The following is a 16075-nucleotide window of genomic DNA, read 5'->3' as shown; positions in this document are numbered from 1 at the left end:
GTGCTCACCCGCACGAACGGCCTGGACGCGGACTCGGCGCGGCAGTTCGGCGCGGACGGCTCGCCCGCGACGCTGGCCCGCTGGCGGCGCGACCACTGGTCCATGGCGGTCGAGTACGCCGCCACGTCGTCCCGTGGATCGCTCGTGAGCGCCAACGAGAGCGGGCACTTCATCGGCTTCGACCAGCCGGACCTCGTCGTGTCGGCCGTCCGTCACGTCCTGGAGGACGCCCGGACGGCGCGTTGAGCAGGGCCGGGTCGCGCCGTCGGTGGACGGCGCGACCGGAGCGGGAGGGACGGACGCCATGAGGCGGCCCGCGGGCGCGCTCAACGACGGGTCATCGTGAGCGTGCCCCGCCCGAGCGTCTCCCCGTCGAGCTTCCACTCTCCCTCGCCCTGGTAGCGGTCCCCGTCGAAGCGGCCCCGCGCGCCCAGCTCGAAGGTGCGTCCGTCGAGGTCCAGGCCGACGTTCAGGGTTCCCGTGGCGCTGTCACCGTTCGCGAACAGCACGGGCGCGTCGCCGAAACCGATGACGCGGGGCGAGTCGTCCTGCAGCTCGACCCGCACCCGCAGCGAGGCGTCCCCGACGGTCACGACGGCGTCCCACGTGCCCGAAGCCGTCCGCTGGGCGGGAGCCGGGACGGGAGCGGACCGTGAGGCCGCGCCCGTCGTCGCGGGCGGTGCGGAGCCTTCCGGGGCGGCGGGACGGACGAACACCAGCTCGTCCTCCTTCGACGTGAGGACCAGCGCCTCCCTGCCCGTCACGCCGACGCGCGCCGCGTACGTCTCCTGGTACGGACCGACCGTGTTCCGGGAGGTCTCGATCTTCCCCTCGCACGTCTGCGTGACGGTCACGCTGGTCCTCGGGGTGAAGGTCAGCACGCGGCCCTTCTCCATCACCTGCCCCTGCTCCGTCGTGAGGCGTCTGGGATTGCAGCCGTATTCCCGCTCGACGAGCAGCGTGACGCGGTCGTACGTGCGGTCCGCGCGCAGCGTGAGGCGGGCGCTGCTGGCCGGAGCGTCCGTCCAGACCGTCCCCGTGGGGTCGTAGGCCCCGGCGGGCAGGACGCGGCCGAGCTGCCACTCGCCCCGCAACACGCGGTCGAGTCCCGTGTCGACGGGGGCCGGTTTGGGAGGCGGCGCCCGCCGCACGAACGTCGACGTGTCCTTCCCGAACGTGAGGTCGAGCTTCCCTGCCCTGACAGTCCAGGTGGCGACGTCCGTCTCCCCTCCGGGTTTGCTCCGCTTCGTCGCGGCGTAGCGGGTGCAGCCGTTGTTGAGCGAGGCGGGGGAATACGCGAGGTACGTGTCCACCCCGAGCGGTTTGAACGTCACGCGGCCGCCCTGCACGGTGAGTCTGCCACGTTCGACGGTGGCGTTCATCACCTGACAGGTGATGGGGTAACCGGAGAATCCGAACGACGACGCGACGTGCGTGGAGTCGAAGCGCGTGAAGACGTACGTCCCGCCCGGCTCGACCAGCAGCCGCGACGCGCTCGACGCGGCGCGCGTGAGGTCGGTGGTGTACACGTCGGCCGGGTACTGCGCGCCCGTGAACCACTCCCCGGCGAGCGAGGCGGGGACGTTCGCGGCGCACGCGACGCTCGCGGCGAGGGTGAAGGTCAGGGCAGAGGCCAGGGATCGAACGAAGGTCATGGTGTGGTCCTTTCGCGGGGCGAGCGAGGCTCGCTGACCGAGGCTACGACGCACGCGGTGACGGTCCCATGGCGACCACGCCGGAGCGGATCGACGCGGCCCTCGCGGGTCGAGCGGTCGTTCGCGCGCGCCCGCCGTCCGGAACGGGTTTCCGGCGGATGTCATGCACGCGCCACGCGGCGCCCTCACCGGCGCGCGGCGCCCGGCCTCGACGAGGCGTGGGGCGGACGCAACCCACCCCAACGCTCAAGGCGGACGCCCTCCACGCACGCTACCCTGAGGGTGAACGGAGCCACGCTCGACCCGCGAGGTCGAGCGTGGCTCCGATCGACCCGAGGACCTCATGACTCAGGAACAGGACCTGCCCATCACCTCCTACTCCGCCCAGCCCGGAAATCCCCGGGTGCTGCTCATCACGCTCGTCGGGCCCGACCGGACCGTCACGACGGAACTCAACGTTCCCGACGCCCTCTACCACGACCAGACGGCCGTGCCCCTGTACCGGGGGGAACTCCCGGTCGGCTCGGCCACGAGCTTCCGCTTCCAGTGCGGCCGGACCTTCGACGACACGGAATTCCGCGCCTTCGCGTTTCGCGTCGCCCAGCGTCAGTCGGAACCCGACGGCGCGCTCGGCGCCCTGCAGAAGTTCCTCATGCCCTTCTGAACGCTCGCGGGGACCCAGGCGAGGTCGGCGGGCACGCCGGGAAGGGGCGGACGTGCGGTCCGTCCACCGTCACCGAAGGTCCCCGGGCGCGTGGAGTTCAACGTCGCGGCGTCGTCACTCCACCCGCTCGGCAGGTCGTCGACCCGGACGAACCGTAGAACCCGGAGGACACCGTGGACCTCGCGTCGGGCGTCACGACGTCCACACGCGCGACGCACCCGATGGACGTCGCCGCGCTGCCCGGCGGGGCCGTGGTGGCGGCGCAGGGCGGCGCGGGCGCGCTCGGGAAGCGGGAGACGATCCTGCGGCGGCGCGCACGTGCGCGCCGGCGGGCGGAGCACGAGGTCATCCCACTCCTCGACTGGAATTGAGATATCGAGAAGAACACCGCGGACGCCGAAGCGGGCGGCGGCGCGGGACGACCGATCACTCGTGGCGTCGTCCTGAACGCGTCGGACTCGTTCCCGGTCGTCGGTGATCCGGGACCCGCGGAGGGCAGCAGCATGACGAAGATGAGCAAACGTTCAAGGGGTCTGGTACCCTAGAGTGCCTACGGAGGAAAGACCATGCAGGGAACTGTCAAGATGTTCAACAACGAGAAGGGCTTCGGGTTCATCAGCCCCGCCGGTGGCGGTAAGGACGTGTTCGTGCACTTCAGCGCCATCACGGGCTCCGGGTTCAAGTCGCTCAACCAGGGCGACGAGGTGGAGTTCGACGTCGAGCAGGACCCGCGCGGCAAGGGTGACCGCGCCGTGAACGTGCGCGTCGTCGGCTCCGGCCGCTAAAAAACGCAGGACGCCGCGCCCCCGGGTTCGTCCGGCGGGCGCGGCGTTCGTTTGGGCGTCTCGCGCTTCAGAAGGGGCTGAAGACGAACTTGTCGCTCTGACCGCCGCGCAGGACGCTCTCGGTCTGCTCGCCGAGGAAGGTGCGGCCCGTGATGGCTTCCAGCGCGCCCCACACCGCGCCGAGCGTGAAGGTGCACATGCGCTCGGAGCCCTGCTCCTCGCCCGCGCTGCACACGGTCTCGCGCGTCTCGATCACGATGTTCTCGCCGTCCTGGTAGGACGCGGTGACGGCGCACAGGCGGGTGCCGTTCTTGCCGATCGCGCCGTCGAGGATGCTCGCGATCTTCTCGACCGCGGGGCTGCTGCCGGCCACGCCGAGTTCCGTGGCGAGCGCGCGGCCACGGACCTTCCCGGCGCGGGTGAAGACGACGGCGGCGCCGTCCGTGCCGAGGGTGTCCTCGACGCCGGTGATGACGGCCTTGAAGCACACGACGGAGGAGAAGTCGCCGAGGGCGGGGCGGGTCTGGGTGAGGGTCGCGGTCATGGGTTCACTCCTTGAAGGCTGGATGGTGTGGTCGGGGTAGAGGCTGGCGAGCAGGTCGGAGAGGTCGGACAGCAGGCCCATGTCGGCGTCCTGTCGGATGGGCGTGTTCAGAGGACGGTGGCGATGTTGGCGGCGGCGTCGCGCGCCTCCATCAGCAGCAGGCCGAGGTTCATTCCGGCGGGCGCGACGACGGCGAGCACGCCACGTCCGGCGGCGTAGAAGAACACCTGTCCGTCGGTGCCGGAGACGCTCATCTCGGTGAGGACACCGTTGCCGACGGTGTCGCCGATGCGCTTGCCGAGACCGAGGGCGGTGGCGGCCATCGCGGCGACGCGGTTGGCGTCCGTGCCGGCGTTCATGCTCTGCGCCATGGGGAGGCCGTCGGCGGTGGCGACGAGGACGCCCTTGAGTTCGGGGAGGTTGGCGCGGAGGGCGGCGAGGGTGCTGCTGAGGACTTCCTGCTTGCTCATGGTGCTGGTCATGGGGGGCTCCTGCGGTGGGCGAGAGGTCGGTGGGGACGGACTGGCAGGGGGTGCGTCGGAGCGGGCCGAGCGCCTCGCGCGTCAGGTCATACGGCGCGCTCCTCACTGTGGCCCTGGGGCTCGACGAGTTCGAGGAGGCGCGTGAGCGTCCGGGCGCCGTCCATGGGGTCGGTGGCGTTCAGGCCGACGACGTGCGCGTACGGGAGGCGGAAGTAGTCGGCGACGTCCTCGGGTTCCCAGACGCGGGGGAGGTCCTGGCGGGTGACGCCGACGATGAAGGGCACCGCGTGACGGCTGGTGACGAACTCGAAGATGCCGCGCGCCCGGGGGAAGTCCTGCGGGCGGTCGCCCGCGACGAGCATGACGAGGCCGAGCGCGCCCTCGCAGAGGATGTCCCACATGAAGTCGAAGCGGTCCTGCCCCGGGGTGCCGTAGAGGTGCAGCGGAAGGCCGTCGAGGTGGAGGGTGCCGTAGTCGAACGCGACGGTGGTGGAGTCCTTGCCGATGTCCTCGCTGGGGGCGACGTCGGTGTCGATGACGGCGGTCTCGCTCAGGGCCCGGATGAAGGTGGTCTTGCCCGCGCCGACGGGCCCGCTCACGACGAGCTTGAGGGGACCTCTCACGCGGCCCTCCGGCGCAGGTTCAGGGCGGCGAGGAGCCGTCCGATGAGGCCGCGCGGGGTGTCCTCGTGGTCAACGTGGGCGGCGGTGGGTGTCGTGGGCGTCGTGGGCGTGGTGGACACGCCGGAGCGGACGCTGTAGGCGCGGACGGGCGTGATGTGGCCGAGCGCGCGGAGCTTGTAGAGGTGCAGCTGCGCCTGTTCGACGTGCATGCCGATGGCGCGGGCGACGTCGGTGGCGCTGGCGCCGAGGGTGAGGTGCTCCTGCGTGCGGTCGAGGAAGTCCTGCAGGGGCGCGTCGAGCGTTCCCTGGGGGTCCTCGACGAGGAGGAAGCGGGTGTCGGCGGACGGCAGGCTCGCGCGGTAGTGGTCGATCTCGTCGATGACGGCGGTCGTGGCGAGCAGGAGCTTGTTGAGGGGGAGGCGGTGGTGCTGCGGGGTGTCGTTGGGGGAGGTGCGGGTGAACTCGAACGCGCCGCGTTCGGCGCGGGTGAGGTCGAGGAAGACCTCGCGGACACGCGCGGTGTCGCGCAGGGCGGTCGGGCCGACGTGCAGCGCGAGGAGGTGTTCCTCGTCGACGTGGAGGATGACGTCGGCGTGTCCGTCGAGGCCGCTGAGGCGCAGGGTGCCGCAGCGTCGTCCGAGCATGGAGATGACGTCGGGGAAGGGAAGTTCGCTGAGGTTGCCGAAGATCGCCATGCGCCGCCTTTCGTGCCGGTGGCGGGCGGTTCGCTCGCTCATTCCGGGCTCACGTTCACTCTAGGCGGCGCACTTAATTTCGCATTACACCCCTGCTGGAGCGTTCCTCATGAAGTGGAGTCTCTTCATACTTTCTTTACCACCGGAACAGCGAAGCGGGAGGCGGACCTTCGCCTCCCGCTTCGCCCCGCCGCGTCAGGCGGGCACGTTGCGCGCCGCCGCGAGCGCGAACAGACGGCACGCTCGAGCCAGCAGCCGCCGCTCGTCCATGGTCCAGTCACCCAGAGCGGGGGGGCGCATCACCTGCACGAACAGCACGCGGTCCTCGCCCACGCGGATCGGCTCGACCGCCGACGCGACCGCCGGAAGGTCCGGCGCGAGCGAACGAGCGTCTCGCAGGTAGAGCGGCGTGACGGTCCGCAGGCAGGCCTCGTACAGGGCCGACGACGACGCCGGGACGGACGTGCGCGCCGCGACGCGGGCGCGGGTGAGGTCGGGCAGGTCACCGGAGGCGTGCACGAAGGTGAGTTCGTCGTCCTCAAGGCGGACATCGGCGACGACGACGGCGGTCACGCCGAGCGAAGCCTCCAGCACGCGCGTCACGGCGCCCGCGGCGTCGTCGAGACCGGCGGCGCCGAGCAGCGCCTCGGACAGGTCGAGCAGCAGGGTCTGTGCCGGCTGAGGCGGCGAGGCGTGGTGACGCTCCGCCGCCTCACGCGCCCGCTTGGGGCAGGGTCCCTCTCCGCTCACGTGGCGTGGACAGGGCGGGCGGCCCTCACGGACGAGGTCGGCGAGCGCGCGGGTCTCCTCGAGCGGCGCGTCGCCGAGGTCGTCACGCAGGAAGCGTGCGAAGCCGCGGAAGTGACCGATGGCGGCGCTCGCGTCTCCCTGCTCGGCGAGACACGCGATGAGGTTCTGGTGCAGCCGTTCGCCCTGGAAGGGGTCGAGCGTGAGGGCCTGCGAGAGGCGGCAGGTGGCGCCCCGGCAGTGGGCGGCGTCGCAGTGGACCGAGGAGAGTTCGAGCAGCACGCGGACGTAGCGTGCCCGCAGGGCGTCGCGCGCCTCCTGCGCCCAGGTGGCGCGGACGTCGGTGAGGAAGTCGCCCGGGTAGCGGTGGGCGGCCTCCTCGAGGCGGGCGCGGCGCTCGTCGGGACCGAGATGCTGACGCGCGAGGCTCAGGCAGACGTCGAAGGTGTGCAGGTCGGATTTCGCGGCGAGGTCGGGGTTGAGTCGGTAGCGTCCGCCGTGCTCCTGCACCACGCACAGCCCGTCGAAGGCGGCCTTGAGCCTGTGCAGGGTGACGCGCAGTCGGTTGAGGGCCGCGTCGTCCTCGTCGGTGCCCCAGAGGTCCTCGACGATCTGGGCGCGGGTGCGCCCGTCGGGTGCGGCGAGAAGATAGAAGAAGAGGTCGCGGACCTGACCGTGGCCGGGCAGGACCTCGCGTCCGAAGCGGGTGATGTGACCGGCGGTGTGGCCGAGGGTGGTGATGGAGAGGGTGCTGGGCATGCTCGCTCCTGGACGGCCAGCCGGCTCGTCGTATGAGCATGATATTAACTTCTTCTAAACTTTTGCTGAAATGTGCGTCTGTGACGAATTTTTCACAGTGCGGGGTAGCTCAGTTTCTCACGCTCAGGGACCGCACGATGCCCACGCACAGACCCAGGTCGTCCCCCTCCGTCACGATGGGCGTCAACGACACCTCGAAGGGCCGACCGACACCCGATACCCGCATCGACATCCGCCGCAACTCCGGCGTTCCCGCCGTCACCGCCTCCACGAGCGCCGCGCACTCCCCCTCGGGGAGACGTCCCGAGAGCACGTCGTCCAGTCGGCGCCCCACCACCTCGCCCGCCCGCGCCCCCAGTTGCGCGAGCAGGGCCGCGTTCGCGTACTCCACCACCACGTGCCCACGAGCGGGCGTGTCGAAACGGCAGACCATCACGCCGTCCTGCGCCTGGGCCACCACACCCTCCAGCAGCTTCAATCTCAGTTCGTTGCGCACACGGTCCGTCACGTCCACCGACACGTCGAGCACGCCCACGGGCGCGCCGTTCACGTCCAGCACCTCCGCCGCCGCCGTCAGCACCACCAGACGCGACACGTCCCGGCGACGCCGCGTCACCTGACGCGGCCGGGACGGCCCCGGCGGCCTCGTCACCACCTCGGTCCGCGAACCGAGCGCGGCCGGAAGGGCCTCGCCCAGCACCTCGTCCGCCTCGTATCCGTACATCCGCCGCGCCGCCTCGTTCCAGAACACCACCCGTCCGCGCGGGTCCGTCACGTGCACCGCGAACGGCGCCCACGACAGCAACTGCTGGACCTGCGCGCGCGCGTGCTCGGACCTCGCCAGCGCGAAGTGCGCCTCCACGTCCGCCATCACCAGCGCCGCGAATTCCCGCAGGGCCGCGAGGTCCTCGTCACCGAACACGCGGGGCCGCACGTCCAGCAGGCACAACGTCCCGAACGCCCCTCCCGTCGGCAACGTCAGCGGCACGCCCGCGTAGAACCGCAGTGCGCCCGCCCGGACCATCGGCAGCGACCGCACCCGCTCGTCCTCCAGCGTGTCCGGCACGACGACGCTCCGCGCGCCCTCCACGACCAGCGGACACACCAGCTCGCCCGCCCGCACCGTCACCGCCGAACCTCCCGTGACCACCTCGCTCCACACCCGCCCCTCGGACACGACGTTCACGACGCAGGCGTCCACGCCGAAACTCCGCGCGGCGAGACGCGTGACCCGACCGACGGACTCGCCGAACGCCCCGCCCCGCAGGTGCTGTTCGATCCAGGTGGCGTACTGCAGGGAGGACTCCAAGGTGAACGGCAAGAGAGGACCTTTCGGGACACGAGACGACGGAGGGCGGCCCTACGCGCCCGGAGGTGGTCCCCGCGGGCGAACACCCCATGCTCGCATACCGCGCGTACAACGCCATTACACGGCGTCCGCCGGACGCGCGCCGCCCCGAGGAGGTCCCCCAGGCGCGGCAGCCGCGTCCGTGCAGACTCAGCGGACCCCGACCTGGCGCTTCTTCGCGCGTTTGCGGGTGTACATGCGTTCGTCGGCGTGACGCAGCAGCGCGGCCCGGTCACGTCCGTCCGTCGGTGTGGTCGCGACTCCCGCGCTCGCGCCGACGTCGAAGCCCGCGCCGCGCACCGCGCCGATGGCGTCGTCCACGTGCGTCAACGCGCGATCTTCGAGCAGCAGCGCGTCCTCGCCCGCCTCGGCGGGGACGAGCAGGGCGAACTCGTCGCCGCCGAAGCGGAAGGCGAGCCCGCCGGCGTCGAGACTGCCCGTGAGGGCCTGCGCGAAGAGGCGCAGCAGCGCGTCGCCGCGCTCGTGCCCGTACGTGTCGTTGACGCGTTTGAAGCCGTCGAGGTCGAGGAGGGTCAGCGCGAAGGACGTGTCACCGCCGAGCAGACGGGTGAGTTCCGCCTCGAAGGCGCGGCGGTTGCCGAGGCCCGTGAGGAGGTCCTGCTGCGCGTCGCGTTCGGCGGCGGCGAGGTGAGCTCGTCGGTGCAGGGCGTTCGCCACGCCGCCCGACGCGGCGCGCAGCAACGAGCGGTCGGAGGCGCTCCAGCCTTCCGTGGTGGTGCGGGCGGCGCAGAGGACGAACTGCTCCGCGCCGTACGCGCCGAGCGGCAACCAGACGATGCCGCGGATGCCGGACGTCACGAGCTCCGTCCGCGCGTCGGGCACGCGGACATAGTCGTCGACGAACACGACCCTGCCGCGTTCCAGCACCTGCCACACGTAGCCCTCGCCGCGGCGGACGGTGCGTGTGGCGACCTCCAGGACCGCCGGGGGCAGGGCGGGGGAAGCCCAGAGCGTCTCGACGGTCAGCACGCCGCCTGCGGCGACGCCCAACCCGGCCCAGTCGAGCGGCACGGCGTGCGCGATGAGCCGCGCGGCGTGCTGGGCGAGCTCGTGAGGGTCGAGGTCGAGGTCCGCGAGGGACGCCACGGCCAGCAGGGTCTCCGCGTGGAGCTTGGCGCGGCGCAGTTCGACGAGCATGGTGGCGTTGAGGTCGTTCTGTCGGGCGAGCTCGCGGGAGGTGCGGCGCAGTTCGAGCTCGTCCATGACGAGCTCGGCGAGGGTGACGAGCGTGTCCGTCTGCTCGGGGGTGACGGCCCCGCGCGGCTCGTGGTCGAGCACGCACAGCGTCCCGATGACGTGCCCGCCGGGCGTGACGAGCGGCGCGCCCGCGTAGAAGCGCGCGACGCCGTGCGGCGTGACGACCGGATGGTCACGGAAGTGCCCGTCCCGGGCGACGTCCGCGATGACCGTGACCCGTCCGCTGGTGACGACGCGGGCGCAGAAGGAGAGCCGCCGGTCGGTACGCCTCAGGTCCGCGCCGAAGCAGGCCCGGGTGAGGGTGTCGTCCTCGTGGACGAAATTGACCATCCCGATCCTCGCGCCGAGCGAACGGGCGGCGAGCGCGGCGAGCTTCTGGAAGGCCTCGCCCGGCAGGTCATCCGGGACGTCGTAGCGCACGAGTTCGGCCAGCCGATGCGCTTCCGTGTGAAGCTCGGAGGTGTCCGCGGCGGTCCTGCCGCTCGTCACGCGGTTCACGTCTGGGTTGCCGGACGGCAGGTCCACGTGGGGAGGGACGGGTCCGGGGGTTCGACCGGGGCTCATTGCCCCGATGATCGCACAGGAGCGTCCACGAGTTGGGGTCGGTCCTCGCGGTCTCGCGTGTCAGCGCGTGACGGGCTGCCAGGTGAAGGACGCGCGCAGCCATCGGCTGACGTAGCGGTTGCTGCCGAGGTCCTCGAGTCCGCTCATCGCGAAGTCGAACAGGCGCGGATCGTTGCTGGCGCCTTCCGGGACGGTCTTGAAGCGGAAGCGGACGGGCACGTGGGCGGGAAGGCTGTCCACGGTGTACTCGCGTTCGGGTTCGACGAGCTCACCGAACTCACCCATGTCGGGGAGGTACAGCGCGGGACGGAAGGTGAAGGGGACGAGCCGCGTGGAGTCCGCGCTGACGAGCAGGTCGAGCGTGACCTCCGTTCCGGGCGCGGCGGTCACGGTGTCCGCCCCGAACGAGAAGCGGACGTCGACGGGCTCGACGTGGACGCCGATCAGGGTGGACGCGACGTCCCGTCCCTTCGACACGGCGATCATCCGGTAGGTCGCGTCGGGCGAGTACAGGTCCGCGAAGACGCCCTCCACACGGACGTCCACGCTGGTGGTCGCGCCGCCGAGGGTGACCGCGTCGGCGCTGAGCGTGGCGCGGGTGAGGTCGCTGCCTTCCCCGGCGACACGCTCGAAGCGGAAGCTGAGGTCGGTCCGGCCCTGGCCCTGGCCGTCGACACGGACAGGGACGGTCACGACGTCACGCAACTTCAACGCCACCTTCTCGGTGGGCGCCGTGAGGGTCAGGGCGCGGGTCTGGGTGGCCGTTTCGGTGGGAGCGGCGCCGTCGGTGGTGGTGGTGCTGGTGCCGGTCGTGATCTCGGTGGGGGCGGCGGGCGTGGGCGCTTCGGGGAGCCCGGCGCCGCAGGCGGCGAGGAGGAGGACGAGGGTGGGCGCGAGCGACGCACGGAGTGCGAGGTGACGTGAGAGCATGGTTCCTCCGGGATGAGCGTCGGGTCGGCCCGATCGCCTGGTCGCTCCAGATTGCCGTGGGGGCGCCTCGCGCGGATGGGCCGCGGCTTAGACCCGCTTCATGAGGTCTCAGACTCGACTGGGACGCTCATCTTCGCGCTCGCGGCTCCTCTCAGATGTCGACGATGCAGGTGCTGGACGTCCGTCCTCCACCCTGCACCCGCTCCGCCTTGAGTTCGAGCTTCCTGGCGAGCGTGTCGTAGTTCGGGCCGAACGCCACGCTGAGGTCGAGCGAGGAGGCGGGGTCGGCGGAGGCGGGGTCGGAGAGGTTCCACAGCACGACGTTGTCGCCTCCGCTGGCCTGGTGGCTGAAGAGGCGGATCGTCGCGGGGGTGGGGGTGTAGGTCGAGGTGAGGGTCGGGGAGACGTAGTCGTAACTGCCGTCGGTGCGGACGCTGAGCGTGCAGGCGGCGCCCGCCGGTGTCCTGCCCGTGTAGGTGCCCGCGAGGCAGGTGCTGGCGGTGGGATCGGAGCTGTTGCTGACGGTCGGGCAGGCGACGAGCTTCGCGCGGAGGGCCTGGTCGGTGCCCCCGCCGGTCGTCGGGCCGGTCGGGGCGGAGGGAGCGCCGGAGCAGGCGGTGAGCAGGAGGGCGGCGAGCAGGCCGACGTGGGTCGTGGGTCGGTTCATGGGGCTCCTTTCGCGGGCGAGGACGTCCCCGACGCTCGTGGGGCGTCGGTGGAGGGGCGTGGCGGCGCGTCTTGGCGTCCCCGGATTCGTCCTGCGCTGCCTTCCGATGATGCCCGTGGGCAGCTTGCGATCCAAGGGCGCCGCGCAAGCTGACCCCTGGCTTGGGTACACTCGCCTCACATGCAAGTCCTGGTTCGGGAATCCGGTCGTTCCGGGACGCTCGTGGTGGAGCGTCCCGAGGTCGTGCGTCTGTTCGCGGACGTCCGCAACGTCGAACTGCTCACGTTCTTCGCGCCACCCGGCAGCACGGTGGGGGCGCTGGCGCGGGCGTTCGATCTGACCCTCAACGCGGCGTTCCGCAAGGTCAAGCGGTTCGAGGCGCTGGGCCTGCTGCGCGTGTCGGAGGAGCGGCCCCGCTCGGGCCGGGCCGTGAAGCGGTACACCTGCGCGGCCACCTCGTTCTTCGTCCCGACGAGGCAGCGCTCGCTGGTGGAGACGCTCGGCGAGAGCTTCGGGGCGTATCAGTCGGTGATGAACGCGGCGTTCGTGCGGCATTCCGAGGAGGGGCCGAATCCGGTGGGCGGCATGCTGCTCATGGCGCGTGGGGGTGAGCTGTGGATGCTGCCCGCGACGCCGGAGGGTGAGCCGTGGACACCGGGGGTGCCGGGGACGCCCGCACTGCACCACGCGAGCGGCGCGCTGATGCTCGACTACGAGGAGGCGAGGGAACTGCAGGCGGAACTGATCCGGTTGTTCGACCGTTACCGGGCGCGGCGCGGAAGTCATGCGTACCTGATGCACCTGTTCATGACGCCGCTCGGGACGACGCGGCGGCTGACCCTGCCGAACGCTGGGTACAGCGAGTGGCCGATGCGGTCCTGAGGTCGCTGAGCCGTTCGTCGTAGGACCGCTCCGCATTCTACCCGGGTCTTATTGACAGGTGATTAATACCCGGGTATTAATCGAGTATGCCCGAGACCACCTACACCGCCTTCACCCACGACGGCCACCTCGTCACCGCCCCCCTGCCCGACCTGCTGCGCGCCCTCAAGCAGCACCACGACACCCACGGAACCCCCACCGTCATCTTCGACGACTACAGCGGCCGCCACGTCGACTTCGACGTCAGCGGCACCCTCGAGGACGTCCTCGCCCGCCACGAGGCCGCGCCGGACACGCCCACCCGCGCCACGGCCACGACGCGCGAGGTGACCCTCCTCCCCCGCCACTGGGCCTGGCTCGACGCCCAGCCCTCCGGCGCGTCGGCCGCGCTGCGCCGACTCGTCGACGAGGACCGCAGACGACGCCCCGACGCGCTGAACGTCACCCGCGCCATCGAGGCCGCCCGGCACGTCATGACCGCCCTCGCCGGAAACGAGGCCCACTTCGAGGACGCCCTGCGCGCCCTGTACGCCCGCGACGGCCAGCACTTCACCACCCTCGTCGCGTCCTGGCCCCCGCACCTGAGCGACTACGTGCTGCGTCTCGCCCGTCCCGCCCTCGCCCCCACCCCGAAGGAGCGGCCATGAACCGCGAAGGACCGCCCGCCCTGTTCGCGCCCGACCGACCCTACAAGGACTTCGAGCCCGTCATGGGCGTCTGGTCCCTGCGCAACACCATCAACGGCAGACGCCTCGTCGGCGCGTCCCTCCACACGGCCGCCGCCCTCAACCGGACCCTGTTCACCCTGCGGCACGGTCAGCACCGCAACCGCGAGCTTCAGCGCGACTGGAACGAGCACGGCGAGGCGGCCTTCGTTTCCGAGGTCCTGCACGTCCTGGAACCCACCGCCGCGCGCAGCGACCGCGAGTACGCCGACGAGCTCGCCACCCTCGAACGCCTCTGCCTCGACGAACTCCGGCCCTGGGACGAGCGCGGGTACCACACCCGTCCCGCCCGTCGCTGAGCCTGCGCACGCCGACCCTCCCACGACCACGGCCCGACCACGCGCCCGGCCTTACCGTGCGGACACGTCCGGAACGACATCCCGGACAGGGAGGTCCCCATGCGCACACGTCCGAACATCCGCACCACCGGCCTCGTCCTCGCCGCCACGCTCACCGCGCTCGTCATCACCGCCTGCGGCGCGGACCCCGCGTCCGGCACCCTGCCCGGACCGTCCCAGCCGCCCGGTGGGGCGGAATGCACCCCCGGCGCCGGGAACACCATGAGCGGCACCGTCACCAACAGTGCCGGACAGGGCGTGCCCGGCGCGCGCGTCCACGCGGGCAACACCCTCTTCTACAACGACAACGTGCTGGGCACGTCCGACGCGTCGGGCCGCTACTGCCTCACGGTGCCCGGCGGCTCGTGGCTGCCCGGCGGGCAGGTCACCCGCGAGTACCACGGTCAGACCTTCACCTTCGACCTCGCCCCGAACGACCCCGCGCCCTTCGCGGGCAGCGCGGGCGCCCGGCGCGACTTCCGCTGGGTCCTCACCGGACCGAGGCCCGACGGCGGCACCTACGGCGGCACCGTCACGGTCTACGCGGACTTCTTCGATCCGGAACTGCACGCCCGTCTCACCGACGTCGAGCTCACCCTCACCCCGGACGGCCCGATCGTGGACGGCAGCGCGGGACGCGCCGTCACCGCGCGGCTCGGCAGCACCCAGGAAGGCCAGGAAGGACTGCGTGACGTGCCGATCGGACGCTACCGCGTGACCGCGCGCTTCGCCCCGAACGGCGCGACGCCCGCGCCCATGACCGTCAAGGTCCGGAACACGGGCGAGTTCGCGCCGAGCGTCACCGCCGACTTCCGTCAGAACGGCTCCGGGCAGCTCCTCGAACTGGAAGTGGCCCGCTGAGGGATGGGGCGCTACAGACGCACCAGGTCACGCGGCAGACGCGTCACGTCCGGATGTCCGCACAGCGCGAGCGCCAGGGTCAGCTCGTCCCGCAGCAGGGCCAGCGTGCGCCGCACCCCCGCCTCCCCCGCCGCCGCGAGCCCCCACTGCGCCGCGCGGCCGAGGAACACGCAGCGCGCGCCCAGCGCGACCGCCTTCACCACGTCCGTTCCGCGCGTCACGCCGCCGTCGAGGTACACCTCGGCTCGTCCCGCGACGGCGTCGGCGACCTCCGGCAGGGCTTCGAGCGCGCTCACGGCCGTGTCGAGCTGACGCCCGCCGTGGTTGCTCACCCACACGTGACAGCCGTGCTCCACGGCCAGCAGGGCGTCCTCCGCCGTGAGGACGCCCTTGAGCACGATCGGAAGGGTCGTCAGTTCGCGCAGCCACGCCACGTCCCGCCACGTGAAGCGCCGGTCCACCAGTCCCTGGAAGTAGTTCACGAGCTGCGACCCCGACGAGGACTCCAGCGCCGCGAGCGCCTCGCGGGACGCGGCGTTCGGGACGCCGAGGTGCGGCGGCAGCCCGAAGCGGTGCCGTTCGTTGGGCTCCCGCCGTCCCACGTAGGGCGCGTCGACCGTCACGACGAGCGCCCGCGCGCCCGCCGCCTCCGCCCGCCGGACGAGCGCGGCGCTCACCTCGCGGTCCCGGTACACGTAGAGCTGGAACCAGAACCGCCCTGGAACGACCCTCGCGACGTCCTCGATGGACGTGTTGCTGAAGGTGCTCAGCGCGAACAGGCTCCCCTCCGCGTGCGCGGCGCCCGCCGTACCGAGCTCCGCCGAGGGGTGCGCCAGCCCGTGGAAGGCGCTCGGCGCGATCCCGACGGGCAGGTCGAGGTCCACGCCCAGCACCGTCGTCCGCGTGGAGACGTCCGAGACGTCCACCAGCACACGGGGCCGCAGGCGCGCGCGCCGGAACGCCTCGCGGTTCGCGTGGAGGGTCACCTCGTCGTTCGCACCGCTCGAGATGTACTCCAGCGCGTTGCGGTCCAGCCGGGAGCGGCCCAGCGTCTCGATGTCGGCGAGGTTCACGGTTCCCGCGAGGGCCGCGTCGTCCGCCTCGGGCAGATTTCTGGACGTCACGAGCCCATCCTACCCGGGCGCGGCCGCCCACCACGAGGACGGGCGTCACCACCGTCCCGCCATCTGCCGGGTGGTACCTCTGGGAGGAGGCGTTCCGCGCGGACGCCGCGAAGGAGGCGCATGACGTTCAACTGGAAGTCGTGGCTGTTCGGCTCTCTCGTGCTGGTCGGTTGCGGCTCGCCGCTCCCGGCGGGCACGGTCTTCGAGGTGCGCCCCGAGCGTCGCTGGGTCGAGGCCTACCCGTACGGGACCACCTCGCTGAACCCGGGCGTGCGGGGTGGTGATCCCGCCGGGAAGGTCGAGGTGTCCACGCGTGGCCTGCCGCCGGGCGTGACGTCGGCCTTCGACGGGGACGACGTCACCTTCACCGCCGCGGCACTGGAGCCGGGCGCGTATCCCTTCACGCTCGTCGCGAGGCGGGGCGCGGAGGTGCGCGAGGTGCCCCTGAGGCTGTTCGCGCCCGC

20 protein-coding genes are annotated in these 16075 nt (G+C 71.7%); 9 read left to right on the top strand and 11 right to left on the bottom strand.

Annotated features, from left to right (window positions below):
- Window positions 1-246: hypothetical protein (locus DEIPI_RS0115330; RefSeq protein ID WP_027482351.1), on the top strand; the 246-nt coding region annotated here is incomplete at its 5' end.
- An 80-nt stretch (window positions 247-326) separates the two neighbouring features.
- Here the strand turns inward: DEIPI_RS0115330 and DEIPI_RS0115325 are convergent.
- On the bottom strand, window positions 327-1655 hold the full coding sequence (locus DEIPI_RS0115325) for a hypothetical protein (protein ID WP_027482350.1): 1329 nt from the start codon (window positions 1653-1655) through the stop codon (window positions 327-329).
- A 343-nt stretch (window positions 1656-1998) separates the two neighbouring features.
- On the opposite strand from DEIPI_RS0115325, the gene DEIPI_RS0115320 reads away from it, so the two are divergent.
- The 3 genes from DEIPI_RS0115320 to DEIPI_RS0115310 all read left to right on the top strand — a co-directional run bounded on the left by DEIPI_RS0115320 (window position 1999) and on the right by DEIPI_RS0115310 (window position 3104).
- On the top strand, window positions 1999-2319 hold the full coding sequence (locus DEIPI_RS0115320) for a hypothetical protein (protein ID WP_027482349.1): 321 nt from the start codon (window positions 1999-2001) through the stop codon (window positions 2317-2319).
- 173 nt (window positions 2320-2492) lie between these two features.
- Window positions 2493-2690, top strand: coding sequence for a hypothetical protein (locus tag DEIPI_RS0115315; protein WP_027482348.1), 198 nt, complete (start codon window positions 2493-2495; stop codon window positions 2688-2690).
- A 195-nt stretch (window positions 2691-2885) separates the two neighbouring features.
- Complete coding sequence (locus DEIPI_RS0115310; RefSeq protein ID WP_027482347.1) at window positions 2886-3104, top strand: cold-shock protein; 219 nt, start codon at window positions 2886-2888, stop codon at window positions 3102-3104.
- A 67-nt stretch (window positions 3105-3171) separates the two neighbouring features.
- Here the strand turns inward: DEIPI_RS0115310 and DEIPI_RS0115305 are convergent, their stop codons facing one another.
- The 9 genes from DEIPI_RS0115305 to DEIPI_RS0115265 all read right to left on the bottom strand — a co-directional run bounded on the left by DEIPI_RS0115305 (window position 3172) and on the right by DEIPI_RS0115265 (window position 11681).
- A complete protein-coding gene (locus DEIPI_RS0115305) occupies window positions 3172-3648 on the bottom strand; it encodes a hypothetical protein (protein WP_027482346.1) in 477 nt (158 codons plus the stop codon).
- Window positions 3649-3755: 107 nt separating this feature from the next.
- On the bottom strand, window positions 3756-4130 hold the full coding sequence (locus DEIPI_RS0115300) for a roadblock/LC7 domain-containing protein (RefSeq protein WP_027482345.1): 375 nt from the start codon (window positions 4128-4130) through the stop codon (window positions 3756-3758).
- A gap of 86 nt (window positions 4131-4216) precedes the next feature.
- On the bottom strand, window positions 4217-4753 hold the full coding sequence (locus tag DEIPI_RS0115295; RefSeq protein WP_027482344.1) for a GTP-binding protein: 537 nt from the start codon (window positions 4751-4753) through the stop codon (window positions 4217-4219).
- Window positions 4750-5490, bottom strand: a complete 741-nt coding sequence (locus DEIPI_RS0115290; RefSeq protein WP_084474348.1) for a DUF4388 domain-containing protein — start codon at window positions 5488-5490, stop codon at window positions 4750-4752. The genes DEIPI_RS0115295 and DEIPI_RS0115290 overlap by 4 nt, the downstream gene beginning before the upstream one ends.
- Before the next feature lie 153 nt (window positions 5491-5643).
- The gene (locus DEIPI_RS35630; RefSeq protein WP_052351760.1) at window positions 5644-6954 is read right to left on the bottom strand and encodes an AfsR/SARP family transcriptional regulator; all 1311 of its coding nucleotides are present in this window, start codon (window positions 6952-6954) and stop codon (window positions 5644-5646) included.
- A 109-nt stretch (window positions 6955-7063) separates the two neighbouring features.
- On the bottom strand, window positions 7064-8275 hold the full coding sequence (locus DEIPI_RS0115280; protein WP_027482342.1) for a PAS domain-containing protein: 1212 nt from the start codon (window positions 8273-8275) through the stop codon (window positions 7064-7066).
- A gap of 177 nt (window positions 8276-8452) precedes the next feature.
- Entirely contained in the window at window positions 8453-10084 is a 1632-nt protein-coding gene (locus DEIPI_RS31545; RefSeq protein WP_084474345.1) for a sensor domain-containing diguanylate cyclase, read from the bottom strand.
- Window positions 10085-10144: 60 nt separating this feature from the next.
- Complete coding sequence (locus DEIPI_RS0115270) at window positions 10145-11014, bottom strand: hypothetical protein (RefSeq protein ID WP_027482341.1); 870 nt, start codon at window positions 11012-11014, stop codon at window positions 10145-10147.
- A 151-nt stretch (window positions 11015-11165) separates the two neighbouring features.
- On the bottom strand, window positions 11166-11681 hold the full coding sequence (locus tag DEIPI_RS0115265) for a hypothetical protein (RefSeq protein WP_027482340.1): 516 nt from the start codon (window positions 11679-11681) through the stop codon (window positions 11166-11168).
- A gap of 180 nt (window positions 11682-11861) precedes the next feature.
- Here DEIPI_RS0115265 and DEIPI_RS31540 point away from each other — a divergent pair, with 180 nt between their 5' ends.
- From DEIPI_RS31540 to DEIPI_RS31530, 4 genes are all read left to right on the top strand, one after another.
- Window positions 11862-12563, top strand: a complete 702-nt coding sequence (locus DEIPI_RS31540; protein WP_045234433.1) for a helix-turn-helix domain-containing protein — start codon at window positions 11862-11864, stop codon at window positions 12561-12563.
- 86 nt (window positions 12564-12649) lie between these two features.
- A complete protein-coding gene (locus tag DEIPI_RS0115255; protein WP_027482339.1) occupies window positions 12650-13210 on the top strand; it encodes a DUF2239 family protein in 561 nt (186 codons plus the stop codon).
- Complete coding sequence (locus DEIPI_RS31535; protein ID WP_045234432.1) at window positions 13207-13587, top strand: GIY-YIG nuclease family protein; 381 nt, start codon at window positions 13207-13209, stop codon at window positions 13585-13587. The genes DEIPI_RS0115255 and DEIPI_RS31535 overlap by 4 nt, the downstream gene beginning before the upstream one ends.
- Window positions 13588-13686: 99 nt before the next feature.
- Window positions 13687-14487 carry a carboxypeptidase-like regulatory domain-containing protein gene (locus DEIPI_RS31530; protein ID WP_052351757.1) on the top strand — a complete coding sequence of 267 codons (801 nt, stop codon included), beginning with the start codon at window positions 13687-13689 and terminating at the stop codon, window positions 14485-14487.
- A gap of 11 nt (window positions 14488-14498) precedes the next feature.
- Here the strand turns inward: DEIPI_RS31530 and DEIPI_RS0115240 are convergent, their stop codons facing one another.
- Window positions 14499-15611, bottom strand: coding sequence for an alpha-hydroxy acid oxidase (locus DEIPI_RS0115240; protein WP_027482338.1), 1113 nt, complete (start codon window positions 15609-15611; stop codon window positions 14499-14501).
- Between the two features lie 120 nt (window positions 15612-15731).
- On the opposite strand from DEIPI_RS0115240, the gene DEIPI_RS40030 reads away from it, so the two are divergent.
- The coding region (locus tag DEIPI_RS40030; protein ID WP_045234431.1) for a hypothetical protein at window positions 15732-16075 on the top strand (344 nt) is incomplete at its 3' end.

Source organism: Deinococcus pimensis DSM 21231 (assembly GCF_000519345.1).
Taxonomy (GTDB): Bacteria; Deinococcota; Deinococci; order Deinococcales; family Deinococcaceae; genus Deinococcus_A; species Deinococcus_A pimensis.
Note: the sequence above shows the minus strand (reverse complement) of the source record. Positions and strands in the feature narration are given on the sequence as shown.

Coding starts and splice junctions, on each gene's coding strand:
- DEIPI_RS0115305 (WP_027482346.1), bottom strand. CDS start 3,648: ATGACCGCGACCCTCACCCAGACCCGCCCCGCCCTCGGCGACTTCTCC.
- DEIPI_RS31545 (WP_084474345.1), bottom strand. CDS start 10,084: ATGAGCCCCGGTCGAACCCCCGGACCCGTCCCTCCCCACGTGGACCTG.
- DEIPI_RS0115270 (WP_027482341.1), bottom strand. CDS start 11,014: ATGCTCTCACGTCACCTCGCACTCCGTGCGTCGCTCGCGCCCACCCTC.
- DEIPI_RS0115300 (WP_027482345.1), bottom strand. CDS start 4,130: ATGACCAGCACCATGAGCAAGCAGGAAGTCCTCAGCAGCACCCTCGCC.
- DEIPI_RS31540 (WP_045234433.1), top strand. CDS start 11,862: ATGCAAGTCCTGGTTCGGGAATCCGGTCGTTCCGGGACGCTCGTGGTG.
- DEIPI_RS31530 (WP_052351757.1), top strand. CDS start 13,687: ATGCGCACACGTCCGAACATCCGCACCACCGGCCTCGTCCTCGCCGCC.
- DEIPI_RS0115325 (WP_027482350.1), bottom strand. CDS start 1,655: ATGACCTTCGTTCGATCCCTGGCCTCTGCCCTGACCTTCACCCTCGCC.
- DEIPI_RS0115310 (WP_027482347.1), top strand. CDS start 2,886: ATGCAGGGAACTGTCAAGATGTTCAACAACGAGAAGGGCTTCGGGTTC.
- DEIPI_RS31535 (WP_045234432.1), top strand. CDS start 13,207: ATGAACCGCGAAGGACCGCCCGCCCTGTTCGCGCCCGACCGACCCTAC.
- DEIPI_RS0115265 (WP_027482340.1), bottom strand. CDS start 11,681: ATGAACCGACCCACGACCCACGTCGGCCTGCTCGCCGCCCTCCTGCTC.
- DEIPI_RS35630 (WP_052351760.1), bottom strand. CDS start 6,954: ATGCCCAGCACCCTCTCCATCACCACCCTCGGCCACACCGCCGGTCAC.
- DEIPI_RS0115320 (WP_027482349.1), top strand. CDS start 1,999: ATGACTCAGGAACAGGACCTGCCCATCACCTCCTACTCCGCCCAGCCC.
- DEIPI_RS0115290 (WP_084474348.1), bottom strand. CDS start 5,490: ATGAGCGAGCGAACCGCCCGCCACCGGCACGAAAGGCGGCGCATGGCG.
- DEIPI_RS0115255 (WP_027482339.1), top strand. CDS start 12,650: ATGCCCGAGACCACCTACACCGCCTTCACCCACGACGGCCACCTCGTC.